We start from the raw sequence: 20,754 nt of genomic DNA on the forward strand, positions 1-20,754 counted from the left end.
GCAGCGCAGGCTGCCGGCCGGCGACGGTCAGGTCAGGTCACACCCGGCCAGCGACCGGTCGTACCCGTTGAAGAAGGCCGTGATCCGCTGGTCGGCGGTGCCGTGCGAGCCCTCCTCGAACCACGGCTGGTCGGGATCGTCCGCCACGGTCGCCAGACCGCGTTGAAACTCCTCCAGGTCACCGTCGTCGAGCTGCAGCGTGCCGTCGCGTACCGAGTCGCCGAGGTAGGCCCCGGCCAGACAGTCGGCGGCCAGTTCCCGCTGGATGCTGAACCGGTAATCCAGGTCCAGGCGAACCTGAATTCCGTGCGCGTATTCATGGCCGATGAGGTAGAACAGAAACGAGTCGCCGACCGTCTGGAACACGTCGAATGCCCAGTTCGCGTCGTAGGCGATGAACTCGGACCCACTTGTCAGGCAGTAGACCGCGTTGTTACGCGGAATGAGCTGGTCGCCGCAGCTCAATTCGCCGTCGCGCTGGTAGGCGATGGCCTGCCCGATCGGCTCGAACGACGCGCCGAACCCGGCGAACCGCTGCGACCAGTACTGGTCGGCGAGAGCTTCGGCACCCGCGATGTCCTGCTCGAACTCCTCGACCGTGTCGGTGCCGTCGAGTGAACCGTCGGCGCCCGCTCCGGTGGCACCGCCTCCAGGCACCGCCGGCTGGTTGGGTTCACCCGGCCCGTCGTCGGGCAGCGGCACCGCGGCGCAGGCCGCCGCCGCGACGACGGCGGCACACAACGCCACCAGCTGAAACCGGCTGCGGACACGGTCGCCGGGCTGGCGCATACCGGCCTCCTCGCTCACTTGTCGGACGGCGACGCGTTGCCGTCCGCGGTCCATGCTGCCCCAGTTGCGCAATACGTACGGCGGCGGTGCGCGGATCAGGCCGCCGGTGGAGCCGGCGCGGCCACCGGGCCGGGTCGTCGATCGGCACGTAGGCTGACAGGGTGAGGCACGACAACTACCCCGCACCCAGACGTCGACGAGTAGTCGCAACGACCGCGCACGCGCTGCCAGGTCGCAATGACGGCGAGGAGGCTCGGTGACCGAGTTCGACGGTCTGCCGGTGCTGCGGTCACCGGTGGCAATCGCCGCGTTCGAAGGCTGGAACGACGCCGCGGACGCCTCCACTGCGGCCGTCGAGCACCTGCAGGAGGTCTGGCAGGCCCGAGAAATCGCCGCGCTGGACCCGGAGGACTTCTACGACTTCCAGGTCAGCCGGCCGACCATCACCGGCTCCAGCGGCGACGCGCGCCGCATCGAATGGCCGACGACCCGGTTCATGGTGGCCAGCCCGGAAGGCACCGACCGGGACGTGGTACTGATCCACGGGATCGAACCGAGCATGCGCTGGCGCACCTTCTGTGAACAGGTCCTGGAGCTGTGCCACAGCCTGGAGGTCAACCGGGTGGTGCTGCTCGGCGCTCTACTCGCCGACGTGCCGTACACCCGGCCGCTGCCGATCAGCGGGACCGCCTCGGAGAAGGAGGCGGCGCAGCGGCTCCAGCTCGTCCCGACCCGGTACGACGGTCCCACCGGGATCGTCGGAGTACTGCAGGACGCCTGTGCCCACGCGGAGGTGGACGCGGTCTCGTTCTGGGTGCACGTGCCGCACTACGCCAACAACCCACCCTGCCCGAAGGCGACACTGGCGCTGCTGCACCGAGTGGAGGACGTGCTCGACCTGCCGGTGCCGATGGCCGACATGGCCGAGGAGGCGGCGAAGTGGGAGGCCCGGGTGCGGGCCACCGCCGAGCAGGACGCCGAGCTGGGCGAATACGTTCGCGAGTTGGAGGAACGGGTCGGCGATGCTGGTATCCAGCCGCTGACCGGTGACGAGATCGCCCAAGAGTTCGAGAAGTACCTGCGCCGCAGGGGCGGGTCGGCCGGCCCGACAGCCGGTTCGTGGTGACCGGCCGGACGGATACCCGACCTGGATCTATCGGCTAACTGACAGCTCCGTCAGTCGGACGGCTCTTTACCGGAAAATGTCCGGATGCTAACCCCCACCCCTCTTATGCGTCTGGTGACCGGTTTCTGGAGCTTCAAGACCCTGGCCGCCGCCGTCGAGCTGAACCTGTTCACCAGGCTCGCCGGCGGCCGGACCATCACCGTCGGGCAACTGTGCGACGAGTACGGGCTGGCTGAGCGCCCGGCGGATACCCTGCTCGCCGCCTGCGCCTCGCTCGGACTGCTCACCAAGCAACCCGGCTCCAACAGCTACCGCAACGCGCCGATCGCCGAGGAGTTCCTGGTAGCCGACCGTCCCTACTACTTCGGCGGTCAGATTCGCTACTGCGACGAACGCACCTACCTACCGTGGCACCGCATCGGTGAGGCGTTGCGTACCGACCGGCCACTGACCTGGGATCCGGACACCCAGGAGTCGCTCTTCGCCGACGTGGACCCGCGGATCCGGAACCTGTTCCTGGAGGCGATGTACGCCGCGTCGATCTTCACGGCCCGCGCGCTGGGCGACGCCTACGATTTCAGCGCCCACCACCGGCTACTCGACCTGGGCGGCGGGTCGGGCGCGTATCCCATCGAGCTGTGCCGGCGCTACCCGCATCTGCGGGCGAGCGTCTACGACGTGCCACACGTCGTGCCGGTCGCTGCGGAGAAGGCCGCCGCCGCAGGTCTGGCCGACCGGATCGACACCGTCGCCGGTGACTTCTTCGCCGACGAGAAGCTCCCGCAGGGATATGACACCATCCTGCTCAGCATGATCCTGCACGACTGGAACGAAGCGACCAACCGGGCGCTGCTGGCCCGCTGCCACGACGCACTGCCGTCCGGCGGCACGATCGTCGTCTGCGAGCTACTGCTCAACCCCGAACGCACCGGTCCGCCCGAGGCCGCCCTGATGGGGATGAACATGCTGGTAGAGACGGAGGGCGGGCGCAACTACTCGGAGACCGAGTACGCCGACTGGCTGGCCGATGCCGGTTTCGGTTCCATCCGTACCGTCGTCTTCGACGCCCCCGGTGCGAACGGTGCGCTGATCGCCCGCAAGCGGTGACTGCCGCCGGGCGCTGATCCGGCGCGGGACGGCCGGGTCGGCTGCCTGTTACTGACAGTTTCGATGGTGCGGCTTCGTCGGTAGTCGGGCTGGACACACCGTGTTTCGTGTCCTAGGATGCTAGGTATCTCGTCGGGAAGGACGGTCAGTTCACAGATGCAGGTCAATCCTGGAGCCGCCGAGGTTCCACACCGCCAGATCGCCGATCTGATCCGGGAACGGATTCGACGCGGTGAGTGGGCACCCGGCGAACGGCTACCCGCCATCCCCGCGCTCGCCGAGATGTACGGCGTGGCCAAGCAGACCGCGCAGCGTACCGTCGATCAGCTCCGCGTCGAAGGACTGCTGATCACCAAGCCGGGCTCCGGCACCTTCGTACGGGGCACCCGACGCCGGCTCAACCGACTCGCTCGCGGCCGGTACGGCGGACACCGTGGATACCACGCCGACCTGGCGGCGCGCTACCGCCAGCAACTGACCGAGGTCGGCCCGGCCCCGGCGGTGCCCGAGGTGGCCGACGCCTTCGGCGTCACCGATGGTACCGAGCTAATCGTCCGCCGCCACCTGGTCCGCACCGAGGACTCACCGGTCGAGGTGGGAGCATCCTGGTTCCGGATGGCCGACGCCGCCGGCACCAGTCTGGAGCGGGCCGAACCGTTCGGCCGGCCCACATACCAGGAGGCCGAGGAGGTGACTGGTCGGCGGTACGTCTGGGCGCGCGACGTACTCAGCGCCCGCCAGCCCAGCCGGCAGGAGGCGCAGCTGCTCCGGATCCGTCCGGACACCCCGGTGCTACATCTGCTGCACGTGGCCTACGACGGCGACCGGCGGCCGATCGAGGTGGCCCAGGCGACCTGGCCCGGCCCGGTGACCACCTTGACCGAGGAGTATCGGGTGCCGGCACCCATGCCTGATCCGGACCCGGATCCCGGTCTCGTACTCGGCTGACCCGGCACTTCTTTCGCCTTACTTTGTTTTGCATTCAAACTATTGACAGAGAAAATCGAGGCATGTGAATCTCTTGACGGGACTGCCGCGAGGGGTCGCGCGGCATGGCGGGGCCGGGCTACCCACCATCCGATCCGGCGGGAACGCCTGTCCCGGCGAACCCGCCACCGCCGTCCAACCTCTGTCCGGGAGCAGACATGCCTTCCCTCACCGCCACTCTATGGGCACCGCTGTGCCGGGTGCTCACCGTCGCGGCAGCCGCCGCACTGCTGTGCACCACCGCGCTCGCCGACGTGGCCACCGCCCACGGATCATCGATCGATCCGCCGTCGCGCAACTATGGGTGCTACGAGCGCTGGGCCAATGACTTCCAGAACCCCGCGATGGCCACCGAGGACCCGATGTGCTGGCAGGCCTGGCAGGCGGACTCCACCGCCATGTGGAACTGGAACAGCCTCTACATCGACGGGGTCAACGGCCAGCATCAGGCCCACATCCCCGACGGCCAACTGTGCAGCGCTGGCAACACCGGCGGGGTCCGGTACGCCGCACTGGACGAACCCGGCAACTGGCGAGCCGCCGACGTCGGCACGAACTTCACCGTCACCTACCACGACCAGGCGCTGCACGGCGCCGACTACCACCTGGTGTACGTGACCCGGCAGGGATTCAACCCGCTCACCCAGCGGCTGCGCTGGAGCGACCTGGAGCTGGTCCGGACCACCGACGGCGCGGACCCCGGTGAGGGCACCCGGACCAGCAACCCCAACCTCAACGGCGTGTCGGTCGACATCCCGGTCAGCGCACCCGGCCGGACCGGACGGCACCTCGTCTACCTGATCTGGAAGGCCAGCCACGCTGACCAGACCTACTACTTCTGCAGCGACGTAAACTTCGGCGGCACCGGCGTGTCCCCGCCGCCCACCACGCCGGCCCCGACCACCGCACCGCCCACCCCGGCGCCCACGACCGCATCACCGACCACCGCACCACCGACCACCCCGGCGCCAGGCGGCTGCACCGCGACCTTCTCCGTCGTCGCCAGCTGGCAGGGCGGCTTCCAGGCCGAGGTGCGGGTGACTGCCGGCGGAACGCCGATCAGCCGCTGGACGGTGAGCTGGACGAACCCCAGTGGACAGCAGGTGACCCAGGCCTGGAACGCCACGATCAACAGCACCGGTTCGACCGTCACCGCCACCAACGTCGGTTACAACGGCAGCATCGGATCCGGGGCATCCACCAGCTTCGGTCTGATCGGTTCGGCCACCGGAACCCCCGTCGCACCGACCCTGACCTGCACACCGAACTAATTCGAGCACTGGTCGGGTTCGACGGCGGCGCCGGACCCGACCAGTGCTCCGGCGCGGGTGCGGTCGGCCGGGTCAGTCACGCAGGCGCACCCCGAGCAGGGCATCGCAGGTCTCGGCCATCAACGCCGGGGCCTGCGGGTCCACTCCGGTACCGGCGAGCGCGTGGTCGGCCCACTCGTCGATCAGGGCCAACGCACCCGGGGTGTCGAGATCGTCGGCCAGCCGGCCCCGGACCCCGGCGAGCAGCTCTGCGCCGGACGGTCCGGCAGCGGACCGGGCGGCCTCGCGCCACCGGTGCCAGCGTTGCTGACCGGTTTTGAGCGTATCGTCGGTCCACTGGCGATCAGCCCGGTAGTGCCCGGAAATCAGCGCCAGCCGCAGCGCCATCGGCGGTACCCCGTCGCCCCGCAGCCGGGAAACGAAGACCAGGTTGCCCCGGGACTTGGACATCTTCTCCCCGTTGAGGCCGATCATGCCGGCGTGCGCGTAGTGGACGGCGAACGGGCCGGTGCCGGTCAGCACCTCCGCGTGCGCGGCGGAACACTCGTGATGGGGGAACAGCAGGTCGTTGCCGCCGCCCTGGACGTCGATCCGGTCACCCAGCAGACCCAGCGCGATCACCGCGCACTCGATGTGCCAGCCCGGTCGGCCGGGGCCCAGGGGACCGCCGTCCCAGGCCGGCTCACCGTCGCGGGCACCGCGCCACAGCAGCGGATCCAGCGGGTCACGTTTACCCGGACGCTGCGGATCACCACCCCGCTCGGCGGCAAAGACCAGCATCTGCTCCCGGGACAGGTTCGACTCGTAGCCGAACCGCGGCGCGGCGGCCACGTCGAAGTACACGTCACCGGTGCCATCGGCCAGCCGATAGCCGGCGCCGCGGTCGAGCAGGACGCCGACCCGCTCGGCGATGGCCGGAATCGACTCCACCGCACCCACGTAATGGTCCGGCGGAATGATCCGCAACGCCTCCATGTCCTCCCGGAACAGCGCGGTCTCCCGCATCGCGAGGACCACCCAGTCCTCCCCGTCGCGGGCCGCCCGCTCCAGCAGCGGATCATCGACATCGGTAACGTTCTGCACGTACCGCACCCGGTGCCCCGCGTCCCGCCACATCCGCTGCACCAGATCGAACGCGAGCATGGTCGCGGCGTGCCCGAGATGGGTGGCGTCATACGGGGTGATCCCGCAGACGTACATCGTCGCCGGGTCGACCGGCCGGGTCGGTGCCACCGCCCGCCGAGCGGAGTCGAACAACGCCAACGGCACACCGGCGCCGGGCAGCCGGGGCACCTCGTGACCGGTCCAAGAGTCCATGGCGCCACCTTATCCAGCGGTGCCGGCAGCGCCGGAGAACGGCAGATGAATCACATCGGCGGCCAAGGGATCGCGCTACGTGTCGCCGGCGGCGACGGAAACCGCCCGGCCTCGATCAGCCCGTCGACCCGCCCGGCCAGTTGGGTAACCTCGGCCTGGGTGAGCAGCGACGCCAACTGTCCGCCCAGCGTCGCGTCGACTGCCGTACGCAGCTGACGCAACGCCGACCCGGCCTCCGGCGGCAACGGGCGCCCGGACCAGCCCCACAAGACCGTACGCAGCTTGTCGTCGACGTGGAAGCACAAGCCGTGGTCGACGCCGTACACCTCGTTGTCCGGTCCGGCCAGCACGTGCCCGCCCTTGCGGTCGGCGTTGTTGACCACGATGTCCAACACCGCGAGCCGGGCCAGCTGCGGATCATCGGCATGCGCCAGAGCGTACGGCTTCCCGTCGGTGTCCCGGGCCGCCGCCACCGGCAGCCAGTCGGCCGGCACCTGGTCGGCCGCGACGAAGTCGACCAGCGGCACGGAACCATCCGGCTCGTCGATCCACAGCTGGCAGGCGCCCGGACCGATCGGACCGTCACGCAACACCGTAGGCGGCACCAACGGCCACCCGAGCGCCTGCGCCACCAAATGGGCGGCGACCTCCCGGCCAGCCAGGGTGCCGTCCGGAAAGTCCCACAGTGGGCGTTCCCCGCGAACTGGTTTGTACACGCACCGGATCGCCGTCCCGTCGGCCTCGATGACGGCCCGCAACGTCGTGTTCGATGCGTCGATCAACTGGCCTTCGAGCCGCATCGCGCCGGTATGGAGCAGTCGCAGCACGGTGGCGTCCCGGTCCACCGCCGGCTGCCGGCCGATCTCCCTCACTTCAGCGGTGATAGCCGTTGTGCCGCGGGCAGAGGTGGCCGCGCGGGTCCAGCGGTTGACCACAGAGCGGACAGGGTGGACGCCCGGCGGCCACCACCCGGCGTGCCCGGTCGATGAAGCCGCGGGCCGCCGCCGGGGTCAGCCGGACCCGGAGCCGGTCCAGACTGGCGTCGACCTCGTCGTCAGTGTCGTCGTCATCGTCGTCGAGCAGGCCGTCGTCGTCGCCGGCTTCGAGCCCGGTTTCCGGCTCACCGGCGGCTATGGCCTCGATGACAACGGTGGTGGTGTCCACGTCGAAGGCCAAGCCGAGCGTGCCGACCCGGAACTCCTCGTCGACCGGCGTTTCCAGCGGTTCGTTGTCCGACTGCCCGGTCGGTAGTTCCGGCACATCGACACCGAACCGTCGCTGCGCCTCGGCCAGCAGCTCCTCGAGCTTTTCGGCCAGCAGCGACACCTGGACCTTCTCCAGGGCAACGCTGACCACGCGACCGCCACCCCGGGCCTGCAGGAAGAACATCCGCTCCCCCGGCGGTCCGACGGTCCCCGCAACGAACCGCTCCGGCGGCTCGAAGGCATGCACCTGGTGGGTCATGTCATCGACCCTATCGGGCGGCCGGGTCGATCCGGTAACGCACCGACCCGATTGACCGGTACGCTCACTGCCGGTCACGTCCGCCGGTACCGGAGCCGCCGCCGACGGCGGCGTCGGAATCGGCCGACCCACCCCGACGCCGTGGCCGACGCCGCTTCGCCGGCACCAGCCCGGCCACCTCACCACCGGTGTCGTTGAGCCGCACCAGGAACGGCCGAGTCGTCGTGTACCGGATCACCGTCAACGAGGCCGGATCGGCCACGATCCGCTGGAACAGGTCAAGGTGCAGGCCGAGCGCGTCGGCCACGATGGCTTTGATCACATCGCCGTGGGTGCAGGCCAGCCAGAGAGCGTCGGGCCCGCGTTCGGCGTCGACCACACCGTTCCAGTGCCGCACCGCAGCCACCGCGCGGGCCGCCACGGCGGCCAGCGCCTCCCCACCGGGGAACACCGCAGCGCTCGGATGCTCCTGCACGACCCGCCACAGCGGCTGTTTCACCAGTGACCGCAGCGACTGGCCCTCCCACTCGCCGTACCCACACTCGATCAACCTGTCGTCGATCACCGGGGTCGCCCCGGGGACGGCCAGCTCCACGGTCTGCCGGCAGCGGATCAGCGGGCTGCTGACCACCTGTGCCCACGGCACCCCGGCCAGCCGGGCACCGACCGCCCGGGCCTGTGCCTGGCCGGTCTCGTCGAGCTCGACCGGCTGCCGGCCGGCCAGGCCGCCCTCAGCGTTGGCGGTCGTCCGACCATGTCGCAGGAGTACCAACGTCGCCACCGGACCAGCCTACGGGGGGCGGCCTGGCCGGCCGGCAGCCGACCCGGTCACAGCGGTCGGGTCTGGTCGGGTCCGGTCAGGTGGCCGAGATGGTTCCGGTGACCAGTAGCGCCATCACCAGGGAACCGAGCGCCACCCGGTAGAGCACGAAGGCGTACAGGGTGTGATGCGCGACATAGCGCAGCAACCAGGCGATCGCCGCGTAGCCGACCACGAACGCGATGGCGGTCGCCACCACCATCTGGGCCGCCGTCGGCGCCCGGCCCTGCGGGTCGAACACGTCGGGCAGGCTGAACAGCCCGGACATCACCACCGCAGGGATGGCCAGCAAGAAGGAGAACCGCGCGGCCGCCTCCCGGGTGAGGTTCAACAGCAGTCCAGCGGTCAGCGTGCCACCGGACCGGGAGACGCCCGGGATGAGCGCCATCGCCTGGGCGAACCCCATGATCACGCCATCCCGCAGAGTCAACCGCTGCAGGGTACGGGTCTGCCGGCCGAGGTACTCCGCGACGGCGAGGATCAGCGCGAACACGATCAGCACGGTCGCGGTGATCCACAGGTTACGCAGACCGTCGCGGATCTGATCCTTGAACAGCAGGCCGATCACCCCGATCGGGATCGACCCGACGATGACGTACCAGCCCATCCGGTAGTCCGGCTCGCCGCGTACCGAGGGATTCCAGATGCCGACGACCCAGGTCCGGGTGATCCGCCAGATGTCCTTGGCGAAGTAGAGCAGCACCGCGGCCTCGGTGCCCAACTGGGTCACGGCGGTAAACGAGGCGCCTGCGTCCGCCTCGAAGAACAACGCCGAGGTGATCCGCAGATGTGCCGACGAGCTGATCGGCAGGAACTCGGTGAGCCCCTGCACCACGCCGAGCACGATGACCTCGATCCAGCTCACCGCCCCACCCCGGCCACGTCGAACGCCCGCGCCACAGTCCGCAGCGTCGCCAACCGCGCCTCCGTGTCGGCGTCGAACAGACTGACCGACAGGGTGGTCACCCCCGCGGCGGCGTACTCGCCGATCCGCTGCGCGATCCGGTCCGGCGGGCCCAGCAGCGCGGTCTGGTCGATGAACTCCAGCGGTACGGCCGCCGCGGCCTCCCGCAGCCGGCCGGCCAGATAGTGGTCCTGCACCTCGTCGGCGGCGGCACCGAAGCCCATCCGGGTGGCCAGCTGGTGGTAGAAGTTCTGCGTCCGGCTGCCCATCCCGCCGACGTACAACGCGGCGTACCCGCGCAGCAGGTCGGCGCAGGCGGCGACGTCGTCGCCGACCACCACCGGCACGGCCGGCACCACGTCGAAACCGGTGAGGTCCTGACCGGTGCGGGCCCGGCCGGCGGCGATCAACGCCAGTTGATCGGCGGCGGTGCGGGGCGAGAAGAACACCGCCAGCCAGCCGTCGGCGATCTCGCCGGCCAGTTCGAGGTTGCGGGGGCCGACCGCAGCCAGATATACGGGGATCCGCGACCGGGCCGGGCGGAAGTTGAGCTTCAACGCCTTCCCCGGGCCGTCGGGCAGCGGCAGGGTGTAGTGCCTGCCCGCGTACTCGACCCGCTGGCGTCCGACCGCGAGCCGGACGATCTCCACGTACTCGCGGGTCCTGGCCAACGGCTGACCGAACCGTACGCCGTGCCAGCCCTCGGAAACCTGCGGACCGGAGACCCCCAGGCCGAGGCGGAACCGGCCAGCGGACAACGTGTCGATGGTGGCGGCGGTCATCGCGGTCGACGCCGGGGTGCGGGCCGGGATCTGCATCACCGCCGAGCCCACGTCGATCCGGCTGGTCTGGCCGGCCAGCCAGGCGAGCAGACTCGGCGAGTCGGACCCGTACGCCTCGGCGGCCCAGACCACCGTGTAGCCGAGCCGCTCCGCCTCCTGGACGAGCGCCAGTTGGTCGGCCGGTGAGCCAGCGCCCGTGAGGTAGCCGAGATTTAGTCCGAGTCGCACTCCCAGTCATCCCCCATCTCCCGCCAGGCGGGGCGTCGACGGCGCTGCCGGAGCAGCGGCCGTGGCCAAGCCGCACCAGGGTACGCAATCGTCCGCCGGCACTGGACAACCGGCCGGTCGACTCGCCGACCGGCCGGTGCCGGTCGGCAGCAGACGTCGGCGAGAGTGAGGATGTCCGTACCGCCAGGATCTGCTTAAGGTGCATCCATGCAGCAGCGACCGCTCGGCCGCAGCGGGCTGGCGGTCTCCCGGCTCGCGCTCGGCACCATGACCTGGGGCCGGGACACCGACGCCGACGATGCCGCGGCGCAACTGAAGAGCTACCTGGACGCCGGGGGCAATCTGATCGACACCGCCGACGTGTACGGCGACGGCGACGCCGAGGCGGTCATCGGTTCGCTGCTGGACAGCATGGTGCCCCGCAAGGATCTGGTCATCGCTACCAAGGCCGGGTTGCGGCCGGGCGGGCCACGGCGGCGTGACACGTCCCGTTGGCATCTGCTGCGTACCCTCGACGCCTCGTTGCGGCGGCTCGGCACCGACTACATCGACCTGTGGCAGGTACACGGGTACGACCCGGACACCCCGATGGAGGAGACCCTTGGCGCGTTGGACACGGCGGTGGCCAGCGGGCGGGTCCGGTACGTCGGGGTGTCGAACTTCAGCGGCTGGCAGACCGCCCGGGCAGCGGCCTGGCAGGCCGCGGTGCCCGGCCGAGCCGCCGTGGTCGCCGCACAGGTCGAGTACTCGTTGCTGCAACGTGGGATCGAACGGGAGGTGCTGCCCGCCTGCGCCGCGCTGGGGCTGGGCGTGCTGCCCTGGTCACCGCTCGGCCGCGGAGTACTCACGGGCAAGTACCGGCACGGCCGCCCGGTCGACTCCCGGGCCGCGTCGCCGCATCTGGAACTGTTCGTCGCGACCTACCTGGAGCCGCGCTGCTCCAGCATCGTCGAGGCGGTCTCGACGGCCGCCGCTGGCCTGGGGGTGGCACCGCTGGAGGTCGCGCTCGCCTGGGTCCGGGACCGCCCCGGGGTCACCGCGCCGATCCTCGGGGCACGCACGGCGGGGCAGCTGGTCGGGGCGCTGCAGGTCGAACGGATGACGCTGCCCACGGAGATCACCCGGGCACTAGACGACGTGTCGGCACCAGCGGTCGGCTATCCGGAACGCGACGGGTGACACCGCCGCCGGAGGTGGCCGGCGGGTGACACAGCCGGGGGCCGGCGGCAGGATGGTGGTCATGGACTACGAGTACGCGCCGCTGCGGTTGCCGCCGAACGTCGACCGGTTGACCGCAGCCGCGCAGTTGGCGATTCAGGCCGAGTTCTCTGGCTGGGAGCTTGCCCGGGTGCGGCTGTTCCGTGACGGGACGCGCCAGGTGGTGCTCCGGCGCAGGATCGCCCGGCAGCCGCAGCCCGGGCTCAGTACGTAGGCGGTGTGCTTAGCGCAGGCCGCCGCCGGCCGGGCCGCCGCTGGCCGGTGAGTCGTCGCCGTCGTCGTCCGGCAGGTAGGCGTGCTCGTCGAGTCGGCCGACGATCTCGTCACCGGGAACTGACCGGAACGGTCCATCGACATCGCCGTCGCTGAACGCCTCCGGATCCAGCGGCGTGGTGACCTCGTGCACCATGACCACGCCGTCGAGCGGTTCCAGCTCCGGGATGTCCAGCGCGCCGAGTGAGCCGTCGCCGGCCTGCAGCAGCTCGAGCACCGCCTCTCCGACGCCACCGACCGGCTCTGCCTCCTCGGCGGACGGGCTGCCCTGGCGGCGGGCCGCGTCGGCGATGCGGACCAGCGCGGCGACCGACGGCACCCGGTAGTCACGACGCTGGCGTACCGAGACGACCTGCGGGTGCGGGTCGGCCGGCTCGTCGCCGTCGACACCGCCGGCACCGACACCGAACCGTTCGTCCGCCTCCTGCGGATCGATCGACTCGACGTCCCAGGGTGTCACCTCACCGAAGGCGTCCAGCAACTGCTCGTCGTACGCGTACGACGCGTTGTTGAGCGCCACGTACGCCTGCCAGACGGCGTCGTCGTCGATTCGGCCGTCGGCGGCCTTGACCGTGGCCAGATGTGCCCGGGCAGCCTGGAACACCTGCTCCAGCGCGGCGTCGAGGTCGGTGTGCTGGTCGGTCATGCGGATGAAATTCCCTTCACCGTCGATGGGGCGCCGGCGGTCAGCTCTGGCGCAAGAAGCGGTCGAGCACATGCACGCCGAACTGTAGCCCCTCGACCGGGACCCGCTCGTCGATGCCATGGAACAGCGCAGAGAAGTTCAACTCTGCCGGCAGCCGTAGCGGGGTGAACCCGAAGCATCGGATGCCGAGTTGGCGAAACGCCTTGGCGTCGGTGCCGCCGGAGAGCATGTACGGCACCGTCCGGGCACCCGGGTCGGCGTGGCGCAGCGCGGCGGCCATCGCGTCGACCAGCGCACCGTCAAAGGTCGTCTCGATCGCCGGCTGCCGCTCCACGTGTTCGATCGCCACATCCGGGCCGATCAGCTGGCGGAGCTCGGCCAGGAACTGGGTCTCCTGGCCGGGCAGCACCCGGCAGTCAATGGTGGCACTGGCTCGACCGGGGATGACGTTCTCCTTGTATCCGGCGTCCAGCCGGGTCGGATTGGCGGTGTTACGGACCGTGGCACCGATGATGTTCGCGATCGGCCCCAGCTTGGCGATCGTCGACTCCGGGTCGTCCGGGTCGAACTCGATGCCGAGCAGGTCGGAGACCTCGGCCAGGAAGTCCCGCACGGTCGGGGTGACGACGATCGGGAAACTGTGTCGGCCAAGCCTTGCCACCGCCTCGCACAACGCCGTCACCGCGTTGTCGTCGTGCATCATCGAGCCGTGTCCGGGACGGCCCCGGGTGTGCAGCCGCAGCCAGTTGATGCCCTTCTCCGCCGTCTCGATCAGATACAGCCGCAGGTCGTCACTCACCGTGTAGGAGAAGCCGCCGACCTCGCCGATCGCCTCGGTGCAGCCGTCGAACAGCCCGGAGTGCCGCTGCACCAGGTGGTGGGCGCCGTACCGGCCGCCAGCCTCCTCGTCGGCGGTGAAGGCCAGTACGATGTCGCGCGGTGGCCGGGTCCCGCTGCGCTGCCAGTCACGGACCACGGCGAGCACCATCGCGTCGAAGTCCTTCATGTCGATCGCCCCACGGCCCCACAGGTAGCCGTCGCGCAACTCGCCGGCGAACGGCGGGACCGACCATTCGGATGCGTCGGCCGGGACCACGTCGAGGTGGCCGTGCACGAGCAGCGCCCCGCGGGACGGGTCGGTACCGGAGATGCGGGCGACCAGGCTGGCCCGGCCGGGTGCGGACTCGACGATGGTGCTGGTGACGCCGACCTCGGCGAGCTGGTCGGCGACGTACTCCGCGGCGACCCGTTCACCGACGCTGGTCAGCGGGTCACCGGTGTTGGTGGTGTCGATCCGCAGCAGGTCGCGGCAGATCCGCACGACCTCGTCGGTCGGCGCCGGCGGCGGGGAGGGTGCAGTCATGCGGTTCTTCTTACCAGCCGTCCGGCCGCTGCCCCAGCCCCGCGGCGGCACGCCCCACGGTTTCGACGACGGCATGGGGGTACCGCCCCATTCGCAGGGCATCGCGACGGACCGCTGCGGCCGCCGTGGAACCGGGTGGTGAACCCGGCGCTGGGGGTGCTGGACAAGACCCGGGATCTGCTGTCCGGCCGTGCCGCCTATCCCGAGGATCTGACGGCGACGCGGGTCGGCCGCGACGGCTAGTCCGAAATGTCCGTTCAGTTCTGTTTCATATTGATGTCGGAGAACGTTTCCCGCATCGAAGGTCTTCCCGTCGATCCCGTTCTGGTCCTACCGTCACGTTATGAACCTGGAGCTGCGGCACCTGCGGGTTGTCTGCGCCATCGCGGAGACGGGAAGCGTCACCAAGGCGGCCTCCATGTTGGGGTTGGCGCAGCCCGCACTCACCGCGCAACTGCAACGGATCGAACGGACTCTCGGTGGGCCCTTGTTCGAGCGCGACCGACGGGGTGCCCGGCCGACCGCACTGGGCGAACTGGTCCTGGCCCGGGCCCGGGTGCTGCTGCCGGCGATGAAGGGGCTGCAGAACGAAGCGGCCCGGCTGGCCGGCACGGGCAGCGTGATGAGCAGGTTCCGGCTCGGCGGGGTCAACAGCCCGATCCTGGGTGGCCTGGTACACCGGCTCGCCGCCGACCAGCCGCAGGCGCAGATCAGCACCTACGCCTCCTGGTACGTCGACGAGCTCGCCCAGATGGTGCTCAGCGGTCGACTGGACTACGCGCTCACCGGGGTGTGCGGCGACGCCACCCCATCGGCTGAGTTCGGTTTGGCGTGGCGGGCAGTCGCCGTCGACGCGATCTTCGTCCTGTTGCCCGAGACCCACCCGCTGGCGCACCGCCCAGAGATCGAGCTCGGCATGCTCGCCGACGAGCAGTGGGTCGCCGCGCCCGGCGACGGATGCTTCGGCGACTGCTTCGCCGCCGCCTGCGCACGGTCCGGGTTCACCCCCCGCAAGATGTACGAGACCGACATCCGCGGCTGTGTCGACCTGGTCGAGTCCGGCGAGGCCATCGCCCTGTGCCAGGCGACATTCCGGCCGATCAGCGGGCTGGTGACCCGACCGTTGGCCGGCGCGCCGCTGCGCTGGCGGCTGCTGCTGGGCTGGCACCCGGACGCGACCGCCGCCGCCCTCGCCGACCGGGTGTTCACCCACGCAACCACGGCGTACACCGACTCGCTGGGGCGCAACCCGCAGTATCTCGGCTGGCTCGCCGACAACCCCGGATTCGGGGCGCAGAGCCTGGCCGGCATCCCGGTTTCGGACGGCTGACCGGGCTGACCGGGCCTGCCTCTCCCCGACCGGCCCCACTCCGCCCCGACCGATCGCTGTGACGGTATGAGCCAGCTGGTATCTGCCTGCTGACATAGACCGCCATTAAGTTGACAGCAACTCAACGTTACCCCGAACACCGACATCCGGGCCCGACGGCGCACCACGACCGGCGGACCGTTCGGGCTCCGGCCCCCGTCGGTATCGGAGACGTCGGGGTGCCACGTGCCTCCGGTCGGCTCCGCCAGGCGATCCCTGGCCCCCGCCGGAGTCACTTCCCGTTCAATCGTCAGGGGAGCAGATGAGACGAGCACTGATCGCGGCCACCGCAGCCGCCGTCCTGCCACTGGGCGCGGCCGGTCTGGCCGCGATGCCCGCCATGGCAGCACCCAGCGCCGGGCCGGTCGCCCAGCCGGCCGCCGACGCGGCCGCACCCGGAATGCTCGCGGCGATGCAGCGTGACCTGGGCCTTACCGCAGACCAGGCGCGGGTCCGGATCGCCAAGGAGGCCAGCGCCAACAAGAAGGAAGCAATGTTGCGTGCCACCCTCGGCACCGATTTCGGCGGGGCGTGGCTGTCCCCCGACGGCGGCACGCTGACCGTGGCGGTCACCGACTCGGCCCAGGCCGCCGCGGTGACCGCCGCCGGCGCGAAGGTCAAGGTGGTCGACCGCAGCGCGGCCGAACTCGACCGGGTCAAGGCCAAGCTCGACCGCACCGCGGCGAAGGCGCCGGCGAACGCCGTCGCCGGCTGGTACGTCGACGTGGCTACCAACGCCGTGGTGGTGCTGGCCCGCGGCGACATCTCGGTGGCCGAGAGCTTCGTCGCCGGCAGCGGCGCAGCGGCGGACGCGGTACGGGTCGTGCGCACCGATGAGACGCCGACCACCTTGTACGACGTCCGGGGCGGCGACGCCTACTACATGGGCGGGCGCTGCTCGGTCGGCTTCTCGGTGACCGGCGGGTTCGTCACCGCCGGGCACTGCGGCAGCGTGGGCACCGCCACCCAGGGCTACAACCAGGTGTCGCAGGGCACCTTCCGTGGGTCGTCGTTCCCCGGCAACGACTACGCCTGGGTACAGACCAACTCGAACTGGACGCCGCAGCCGTGGGTGAACAACTACAGCGGCGGCAACGTCACGGTCGCCGGCTCGGCCGAGGCGGCGGTCGGCGCGTCGGTTTGCCGGTCCGGATCCACCACCGGTTGGCGCTGCGGCACCATCCAGGCCAAGAACTCGACGGTGAACTACCCGCAGGGCCAAGTGTCCGGCCTGACCCGGACCAACGCCTGCGCCGAGCCCGGAGACTCCGGTGGGTCGTGGCTCTCCGGCCAGCAGGCCCAGGGGGTCACCTCCGGCGGTTCGGGCAACTGCTCGACCGGCGGCACCACCTACTTCCAGCCGGTCAACGAGATCCTCTCGGTGTACGGCCTCACGCTGCGGACCGGCGGTGGCGGCAACCCGCCGACCACCCCGCCGCCGGGCAGCGGAACCTGCAGCGGCTACCAGAACACCTACACCGGTTCGCTCTCCTCCGGCGGCACCCAGATCCAACCCAACGGCAGCTACTTCAGCGCCGGCTCCGGCACCCACCGGGCCTGCCTGGACGGGCCGACCAGCCGCGACTTCGACCTGTACCTGCAGCGGTGGAGCGGCAGCAGCTGGGTCAGCGTGGCCAGCGGCACCAGCCCCGGTCCGGATGAGACGCTGACCTACAGCGGCTCCTCCGGCTACTACCGGTACGTGGTCCACGCGTACAGCGGTTCGGGCAGCTACTCGCTCGGCATCACCCGGCCGTAGCCGTTCGTCTCCCGGCCGAGCCGGTCGGGCCGGGAGACGAACCGGCAGAGCCACACCCCGACGGCGGGTACCGGGAACGGGACCCGCCGTCGGCGTGCGCCAGGTGGAGGTGACTGGTCAGCCCGCCGTGTCCGCGTCGACGCGCAGCGGATCGTGCCCCAGGTCAAGCAGCGCCCGCCGCCACCGGTCGTCCGCCGCGCCCGCCGCCGGACGGCTGGCGAGCAGGTCCCGGATCTCCTCGACGACCCGCGCCATCACCTGCCGGTCCGGTTCGGTCAGATCCACCCGCCGTTTGCCCAGCACCGCCAGTACGGCACCACCGGGCTGCGGCAGGTCGACGCCGGGTCCGACGAACGCTTGTTCGCCGGACGCCTCGGTCAGCAGCCAGTCACGCAGCTGTTCCGAACTAATGTTCACGTACGCGTGGAACTCGTTCCACAACTGATCAGTGTCGGTGTCGGTACGCCGGTACGCCGCCATCGACAACCTCCTCACCTTGACAGTCAGTCGGGGGGCTCGGTGCTGCTCACCGGATCGTCGGAGTCGGCCCGGGTCTGTGTACCGGCCGGTTCCGGGCGCACATCGGTGTCCGCCAGGACGGCGCCGGGTCCGGTCCCGGTGTCCAGCGGGCTGTTCCGGGCCAGCACCTCGTCGGTCTTCGCGGACTTCTCACGTTGTTCCTCAGGTTGACTCATGATCGTCTCCTCCCTTCGGCCGCGCTGACGACATCGAACCGCAGACCACCGTCCCGCGCGTCGACGGTGACCCGTTGCCCCGCCGCCAACGTGCCGTCGAGCAGCAACCGGGACAGTTGGTTGTCGACCTCCCGCTGGATCGTCCGACGCATCGGCCGCGCGCCGAACTCCGGCTGGTATCCGGCTTCGGCTATCCAGTCGGCCGCCGCATCGGTGACCTCCACGGCGATGTCCTGGGCATGCAGCCGCCGGCGGGTCTCCTCCAGCAGCAGATCGGTGATCTGGCGCAGCTGCTGCTGGGCCAGTTGCCGGAAGATGATGATCTCGTCGATCCGGTTGAGGAACTCCGGACGGAAGTCCTCCTGCAGCCGGCGCAGCAGGCGCTCGCGCAGGTCGTCGTCAGGGCTGTCGCCGTCCGTCCCACCAAAGCCGACGCTGCGGCCGCCGCCGGTGATCAGCTCCGAGCCGAGATTGCTCGTCATGATCAGAACCACGTTACGGAAGTTGACCGTCCGGCCCTGGCTGTCGGTCAGCCGGCCGTCGTCGATCAGCTGCAGCAATACGTTGAACACGTCGACGTGCGCCTTCTCGATCTCGTCGAGCAGCACCACTGCGTACGGTCGTCGGCGAACCGCCTCGGTCAGCTGGCCGGCCTCCTCGTAGCCGACGTACCCGGGCGGTGCCCCGACCAGTCGACTTACCGTGTGCCGTTCCTGGAACTCGCTCATGTCGAGTCGGACCATCCGGTCGGCGTCACCGAACAGGGCCGCCGCGAGGGCCCGGGCAAGCTCCGTCTTGCCGACGCCGGTGGGTCCGAGGAACAGGAAACTGCCGACCGGCCGGTCCGGGTCTCCCAGCCCGGCCCGCGAGCGACGGACCGCCTCGGCGACCGCGGTGACCGCGTCGTCCTGGCCGACCACCCGTTGGTGCAGTTCGCCCTCCAGCCGCAGCAACCGGTCCCGCTCCTCCTCGGTGAGCTGGCTGACCGGAATGCCGGTGGACCGGGATACCACCTCGGCGATCTCCTCGATGCTGACCTGGGGCACCCCGGCGCTGTCCGGGCTGCGGGCCGTCTCGATCCGCTGTTGCACCTGCGTCAACTGGTCCCGCAGGCCGGACGCCCGTTCGTACTGTTCGTCGGCGACTGCCTGAGCCTTGTCCCGGTGCAACTGCTCGAGCTGCCGTTCCAGGTCCCGTACGTCGGCGGCCGGTGTGCGGGTGCGCAGCCGGACCCGGGCGCCGGCCTGGTCGATCAGGTCGATCGCCTTGTCCGGCAGGAAACGGTCGCTGATGTAGCGGTCGGCGAGTTCCGCCGCCGACAGCAACGCGTCGTCAGTGAACCGCACCTGGTGATGCGCCTCATAGCGGTCCCGCAGACCGTGCAGGATCGCGATGGTGTCCGCCACGGTCGGCTCGGGCACCAGGACCGGTTGGAACCGCCGGGCCAACGCGGCGTCCTTTTCGATGTTGCGCCGGTACTCGTCCAGCGTGGTCGCGCCGACCACCCGCAGTTGGCCTCGGGACAACGCAGGTTTCAGCATGTTGCTGGCGTCCATCGACCCTTCGGTGCCGCCGCCGCCCGCCCCGACCAGGGTGTGCAGCTCGTCGAGGAAGACGATGAGGTCGTCGCCGTGGTTACGGATCTCGTCGATGACCTTCTTCAGCCGTTCCTCGAAGTCGCCGCGGTACCGGGTACCGGCGACCAGCCCGGCGAGATCCAGCTGCACCACCCGCTTGCCGATCAGCGTCTGGGGGACGTCCCCGTCGACGATGCGCTGCGCCAGTCCTTCCACAATCGCGGTCTTGCCGACCCCGGCCTCCCCGATCAGCACCGGGTTGTTCTTGGTCCGCCGGGACAGGATCTCCACGGCCTGCTCGATCTCCTCACCCCGGCCGACGACCGGGTCGATCGCCCCCTGAGCGGCGAGTTCGGTCAGATCCTGCCCGTACTGGTCGAGGGTCGGGGTCCCGCGGGCCGTCCGCGGCTTGGCCGCACCGCCGCGTTCGGCGCTGGCGTTCTGCAGCGACCGGGGTTCGACGTGGCCGGCCGCGAGCATCCGCCCGGCGGCCGACTCCGGGTTGACCGCCAGCGCCATCAGCACGTGCTCGGGTCCGATGTAGGTCGCGCCGGTGGCCCGGGAGAGCTGGTGCGCGTCCAGTAGTGCACGTTTCGCCGCCGGGGTCAGCGAGAGGTTGGCCGGTACCTCGCCCCGGCCGGCCGCCGGTCCGCCCAACTCGGCGAGCAGCCCGTTCGGGTCGGCCCCGGCCCGGCGGACCAGCTCCCGCAGCGGTTGACGCTGCAACGCCGCCCAGAGCAGGTGATCGGTGTCCAGGTCGCTGGTGCCGGCCTGGGCCGCCCGCCGGGCGGCGGCGGTGAGCAGGTCACGGGCATCGCCACTCATTAGCCGGGTGATGTCGACCCGGTGCACCGGCAACCGGGGCTCGCCGCCGGTGAGAAACCGGGCCAGCAGGTCCTCCCAGGGATCGGTGCCGAGCCCTCCCGGGCCGTACGGTCCGTCACTCATCTGCGCGCCCCCTCGCCGTTTCGCCCCCGCCGGCTGTGAACCGGACTGTGGCTACCCGGGCCGCCCCGGGCCAAACGTCCCGGTCGACGAGCGACGTCCGGAACCACCCCG

At 70.5% G+C, this 20,754-nt stretch carries 20 protein-coding genes; 8 read left to right on the top strand and 12 right to left on the bottom strand.

The genetic code is table 11. The annotated features are described in order from the left end of the window. Nucleotides 1-27: 27 nt before the first annotated feature. Complete coding sequence (locus ACFHWU_RS18305; protein ID WP_416555808.1) at nucleotides 28-789, bottom strand: neutral zinc metallopeptidase; 762 nt, start codon at nucleotides 787-789, stop codon at nucleotides 28-30. Nucleotides 790-1,045: 256 nt separating this feature from the next. Here ACFHWU_RS18305 and ACFHWU_RS18310 point away from each other — a divergent pair, with 256 nt between their 5' ends. The 4 genes from ACFHWU_RS18310 (at nucleotide 1,046) to ACFHWU_RS18325 (ending at nucleotide 5,280) form a co-directional block, all read left to right on the top strand. Next, nucleotides 1,046-1,915, top strand: a complete 870-nt coding sequence (locus ACFHWU_RS18310; RefSeq protein WP_416555807.1) for a PAC2 family protein — start codon at nucleotides 1,046-1,048, stop codon at nucleotides 1,913-1,915. An 84-nt stretch (nucleotides 1,916-1,999) separates the two neighbouring features. Then, entirely contained in the window at nucleotides 2,000-3,022 is a 1,023-nt protein-coding gene (locus tag ACFHWU_RS18315; RefSeq protein ID WP_416555806.1) for a methyltransferase, read from the top strand. A 156-nt stretch (nucleotides 3,023-3,178) separates the two neighbouring features. Further along, nucleotides 3,179-3,970, top strand: coding sequence for a GntR family transcriptional regulator (locus tag ACFHWU_RS18320; protein ID WP_416555805.1), 792 nt, complete (start codon nucleotides 3,179-3,181; stop codon nucleotides 3,968-3,970). A 197-nt stretch (nucleotides 3,971-4,167) separates the two neighbouring features. After that, nucleotides 4,168-5,280 (top strand): lytic polysaccharide monooxygenase auxiliary activity family 9 protein, encoded by a 1,113-nt coding sequence (locus ACFHWU_RS18325; RefSeq protein ID WP_416555804.1) that lies wholly within the window; start codon nucleotides 4,168-4,170, stop codon nucleotides 5,278-5,280. 72 nt (nucleotides 5,281-5,352) lie between these two features. Here ACFHWU_RS18325 and mshC read toward each other — a convergent pair whose 3' ends face one another. From mshC to ACFHWU_RS18355, 6 genes are all read right to left on the bottom strand, one after another. Next, nucleotides 5,353-6,597, bottom strand: coding sequence for a cysteine--1-D-myo-inosityl 2-amino-2-deoxy-alpha-D-glucopyranoside ligase (mshC, locus tag ACFHWU_RS18330; RefSeq protein WP_416591121.1), 1,245 nt, complete (start codon nucleotides 6,595-6,597; stop codon nucleotides 5,353-5,355). Between the two features lie 50 nt (nucleotides 6,598-6,647). Then, nucleotides 6,648-7,397, bottom strand: coding sequence for an SCO1664 family protein (locus tag ACFHWU_RS18335; RefSeq protein ID WP_416555869.1), 750 nt, complete (start codon nucleotides 7,395-7,397; stop codon nucleotides 6,648-6,650). Nucleotides 7,398-7,470: 73 nt separating this feature from the next. After that, nucleotides 7,471-8,061, bottom strand: coding sequence for a DUF3090 domain-containing protein (locus ACFHWU_RS18340; protein WP_278169007.1), 591 nt, complete (start codon nucleotides 8,059-8,061; stop codon nucleotides 7,471-7,473). Between the two features lie 64 nt (nucleotides 8,062-8,125). After that, nucleotides 8,126-8,842: an MSMEG_4193 family putative phosphomutase gene (locus ACFHWU_RS18345; RefSeq protein WP_416555802.1), complete on the bottom strand. Its 717-nt coding sequence runs from the start codon at nucleotides 8,840-8,842 to the stop codon at nucleotides 8,126-8,128. Nucleotides 8,843-8,918: 76 nt separating this feature from the next. Beyond that, nucleotides 8,919-9,746, bottom strand: coding sequence for an undecaprenyl-diphosphate phosphatase (locus ACFHWU_RS18350; RefSeq protein ID WP_278169005.1), 828 nt, complete (start codon nucleotides 9,744-9,746; stop codon nucleotides 8,919-8,921). Continuing rightward, nucleotides 9,743-10,795: an LLM class F420-dependent oxidoreductase gene (locus ACFHWU_RS18355; RefSeq protein ID WP_416555801.1), complete on the bottom strand. Its 1,053-nt coding sequence runs from the start codon at nucleotides 10,793-10,795 to the stop codon at nucleotides 9,743-9,745. Before ACFHWU_RS18355 ends, ACFHWU_RS18350 begins: the two co-directional genes overlap by 4 nt. A 207-nt stretch (nucleotides 10,796-11,002) precedes the next feature. Here ACFHWU_RS18355 and ACFHWU_RS18360 point away from each other — a divergent pair, with 207 nt between their 5' ends. Beyond that, on the top strand, nucleotides 11,003-11,974 hold the full coding sequence (locus ACFHWU_RS18360; protein ID WP_416568628.1) for an aldo/keto reductase: 972 nt from the start codon (nucleotides 11,003-11,005) through the stop codon (nucleotides 11,972-11,974). Nucleotides 11,975-12,035: 61 nt separating this feature from the next. After that, nucleotides 12,036-12,227: a DUF5703 family protein gene (locus ACFHWU_RS18365; protein WP_278169002.1), complete on the top strand. Its 192-nt coding sequence runs from the start codon at nucleotides 12,036-12,038 to the stop codon at nucleotides 12,225-12,227. Nucleotides 12,228-12,236: 9 nt separating this feature from the next. Here ACFHWU_RS18365 and ACFHWU_RS18370 read toward each other — a convergent pair whose 3' ends face one another. Next, nucleotides 12,237-12,932, bottom strand: coding sequence for a hypothetical protein (locus tag ACFHWU_RS18370; RefSeq protein ID WP_416555799.1), 696 nt, complete (start codon nucleotides 12,930-12,932; stop codon nucleotides 12,237-12,239). A 40-nt stretch (nucleotides 12,933-12,972) separates the two neighbouring features. Beyond that, nucleotides 12,973-14,295 (bottom strand): M20/M25/M40 family metallo-hydrolase, encoded by a 1,323-nt coding sequence (locus tag ACFHWU_RS18375; RefSeq protein WP_416568629.1) that lies wholly within the window; start codon nucleotides 14,293-14,295, stop codon nucleotides 12,973-12,975. 343 nt (nucleotides 14,296-14,638) lie between these two features. Here ACFHWU_RS18375 and ACFHWU_RS18380 point away from each other — a divergent pair, with 343 nt between their 5' ends. Further along, entirely contained in the window at nucleotides 14,639-15,625 is a 987-nt protein-coding gene (locus tag ACFHWU_RS18380; protein ID WP_416555797.1) for a LysR family transcriptional regulator, read from the top strand. 301 nt (nucleotides 15,626-15,926) lie between these two features. Next, nucleotides 15,927-17,423 carry a S1 family peptidase gene (locus ACFHWU_RS18385; RefSeq protein WP_416555796.1) on the top strand — a complete coding sequence of 499 codons (1,497 nt, stop codon included), beginning with the start codon at nucleotides 15,927-15,929 and terminating at the stop codon, nucleotides 17,421-17,423. A gap of 117 nt (nucleotides 17,424-17,540) precedes the next feature. Here the strand turns inward: ACFHWU_RS18385 and ACFHWU_RS18390 are convergent, their stop codons facing one another. Genes ACFHWU_RS18390 through ACFHWU_RS18400 form a run of 3 tightly spaced genes read right to left on the bottom strand, consistent with a single transcriptional unit; the run spans nucleotide 17,541 to nucleotide 20,643 of the window. Then, on the bottom strand, nucleotides 17,541-17,903 hold the full coding sequence (locus ACFHWU_RS18390) for a DUF3140 domain-containing protein (RefSeq protein ID WP_416555795.1): 363 nt from the start codon (nucleotides 17,901-17,903) through the stop codon (nucleotides 17,541-17,543). A gap of 23 nt (nucleotides 17,904-17,926) precedes the next feature. Further along, on the bottom strand, nucleotides 17,927-18,118 hold the full coding sequence (locus tag ACFHWU_RS18395) for a hypothetical protein (RefSeq protein WP_278168993.1): 192 nt from the start codon (nucleotides 18,116-18,118) through the stop codon (nucleotides 17,927-17,929). Then, nucleotides 18,115-20,643, bottom strand: coding sequence for an ATP-dependent Clp protease ATP-binding subunit (locus tag ACFHWU_RS18400; protein ID WP_416555794.1), 2,529 nt, complete (start codon nucleotides 20,641-20,643; stop codon nucleotides 18,115-18,117). Before ACFHWU_RS18400 ends, ACFHWU_RS18395 begins: the two co-directional genes overlap by 4 nt. Nucleotides 20,644-20,754 lie beyond the last annotated feature (111 nt).

It is taken from the genome of Micromonospora sp. LOL_015, assembly GCF_048060275.1.
Lineage (GTDB): Bacteria > Actinomycetota > Actinomycetes > Mycobacteriales > Micromonosporaceae > Micromonospora_E.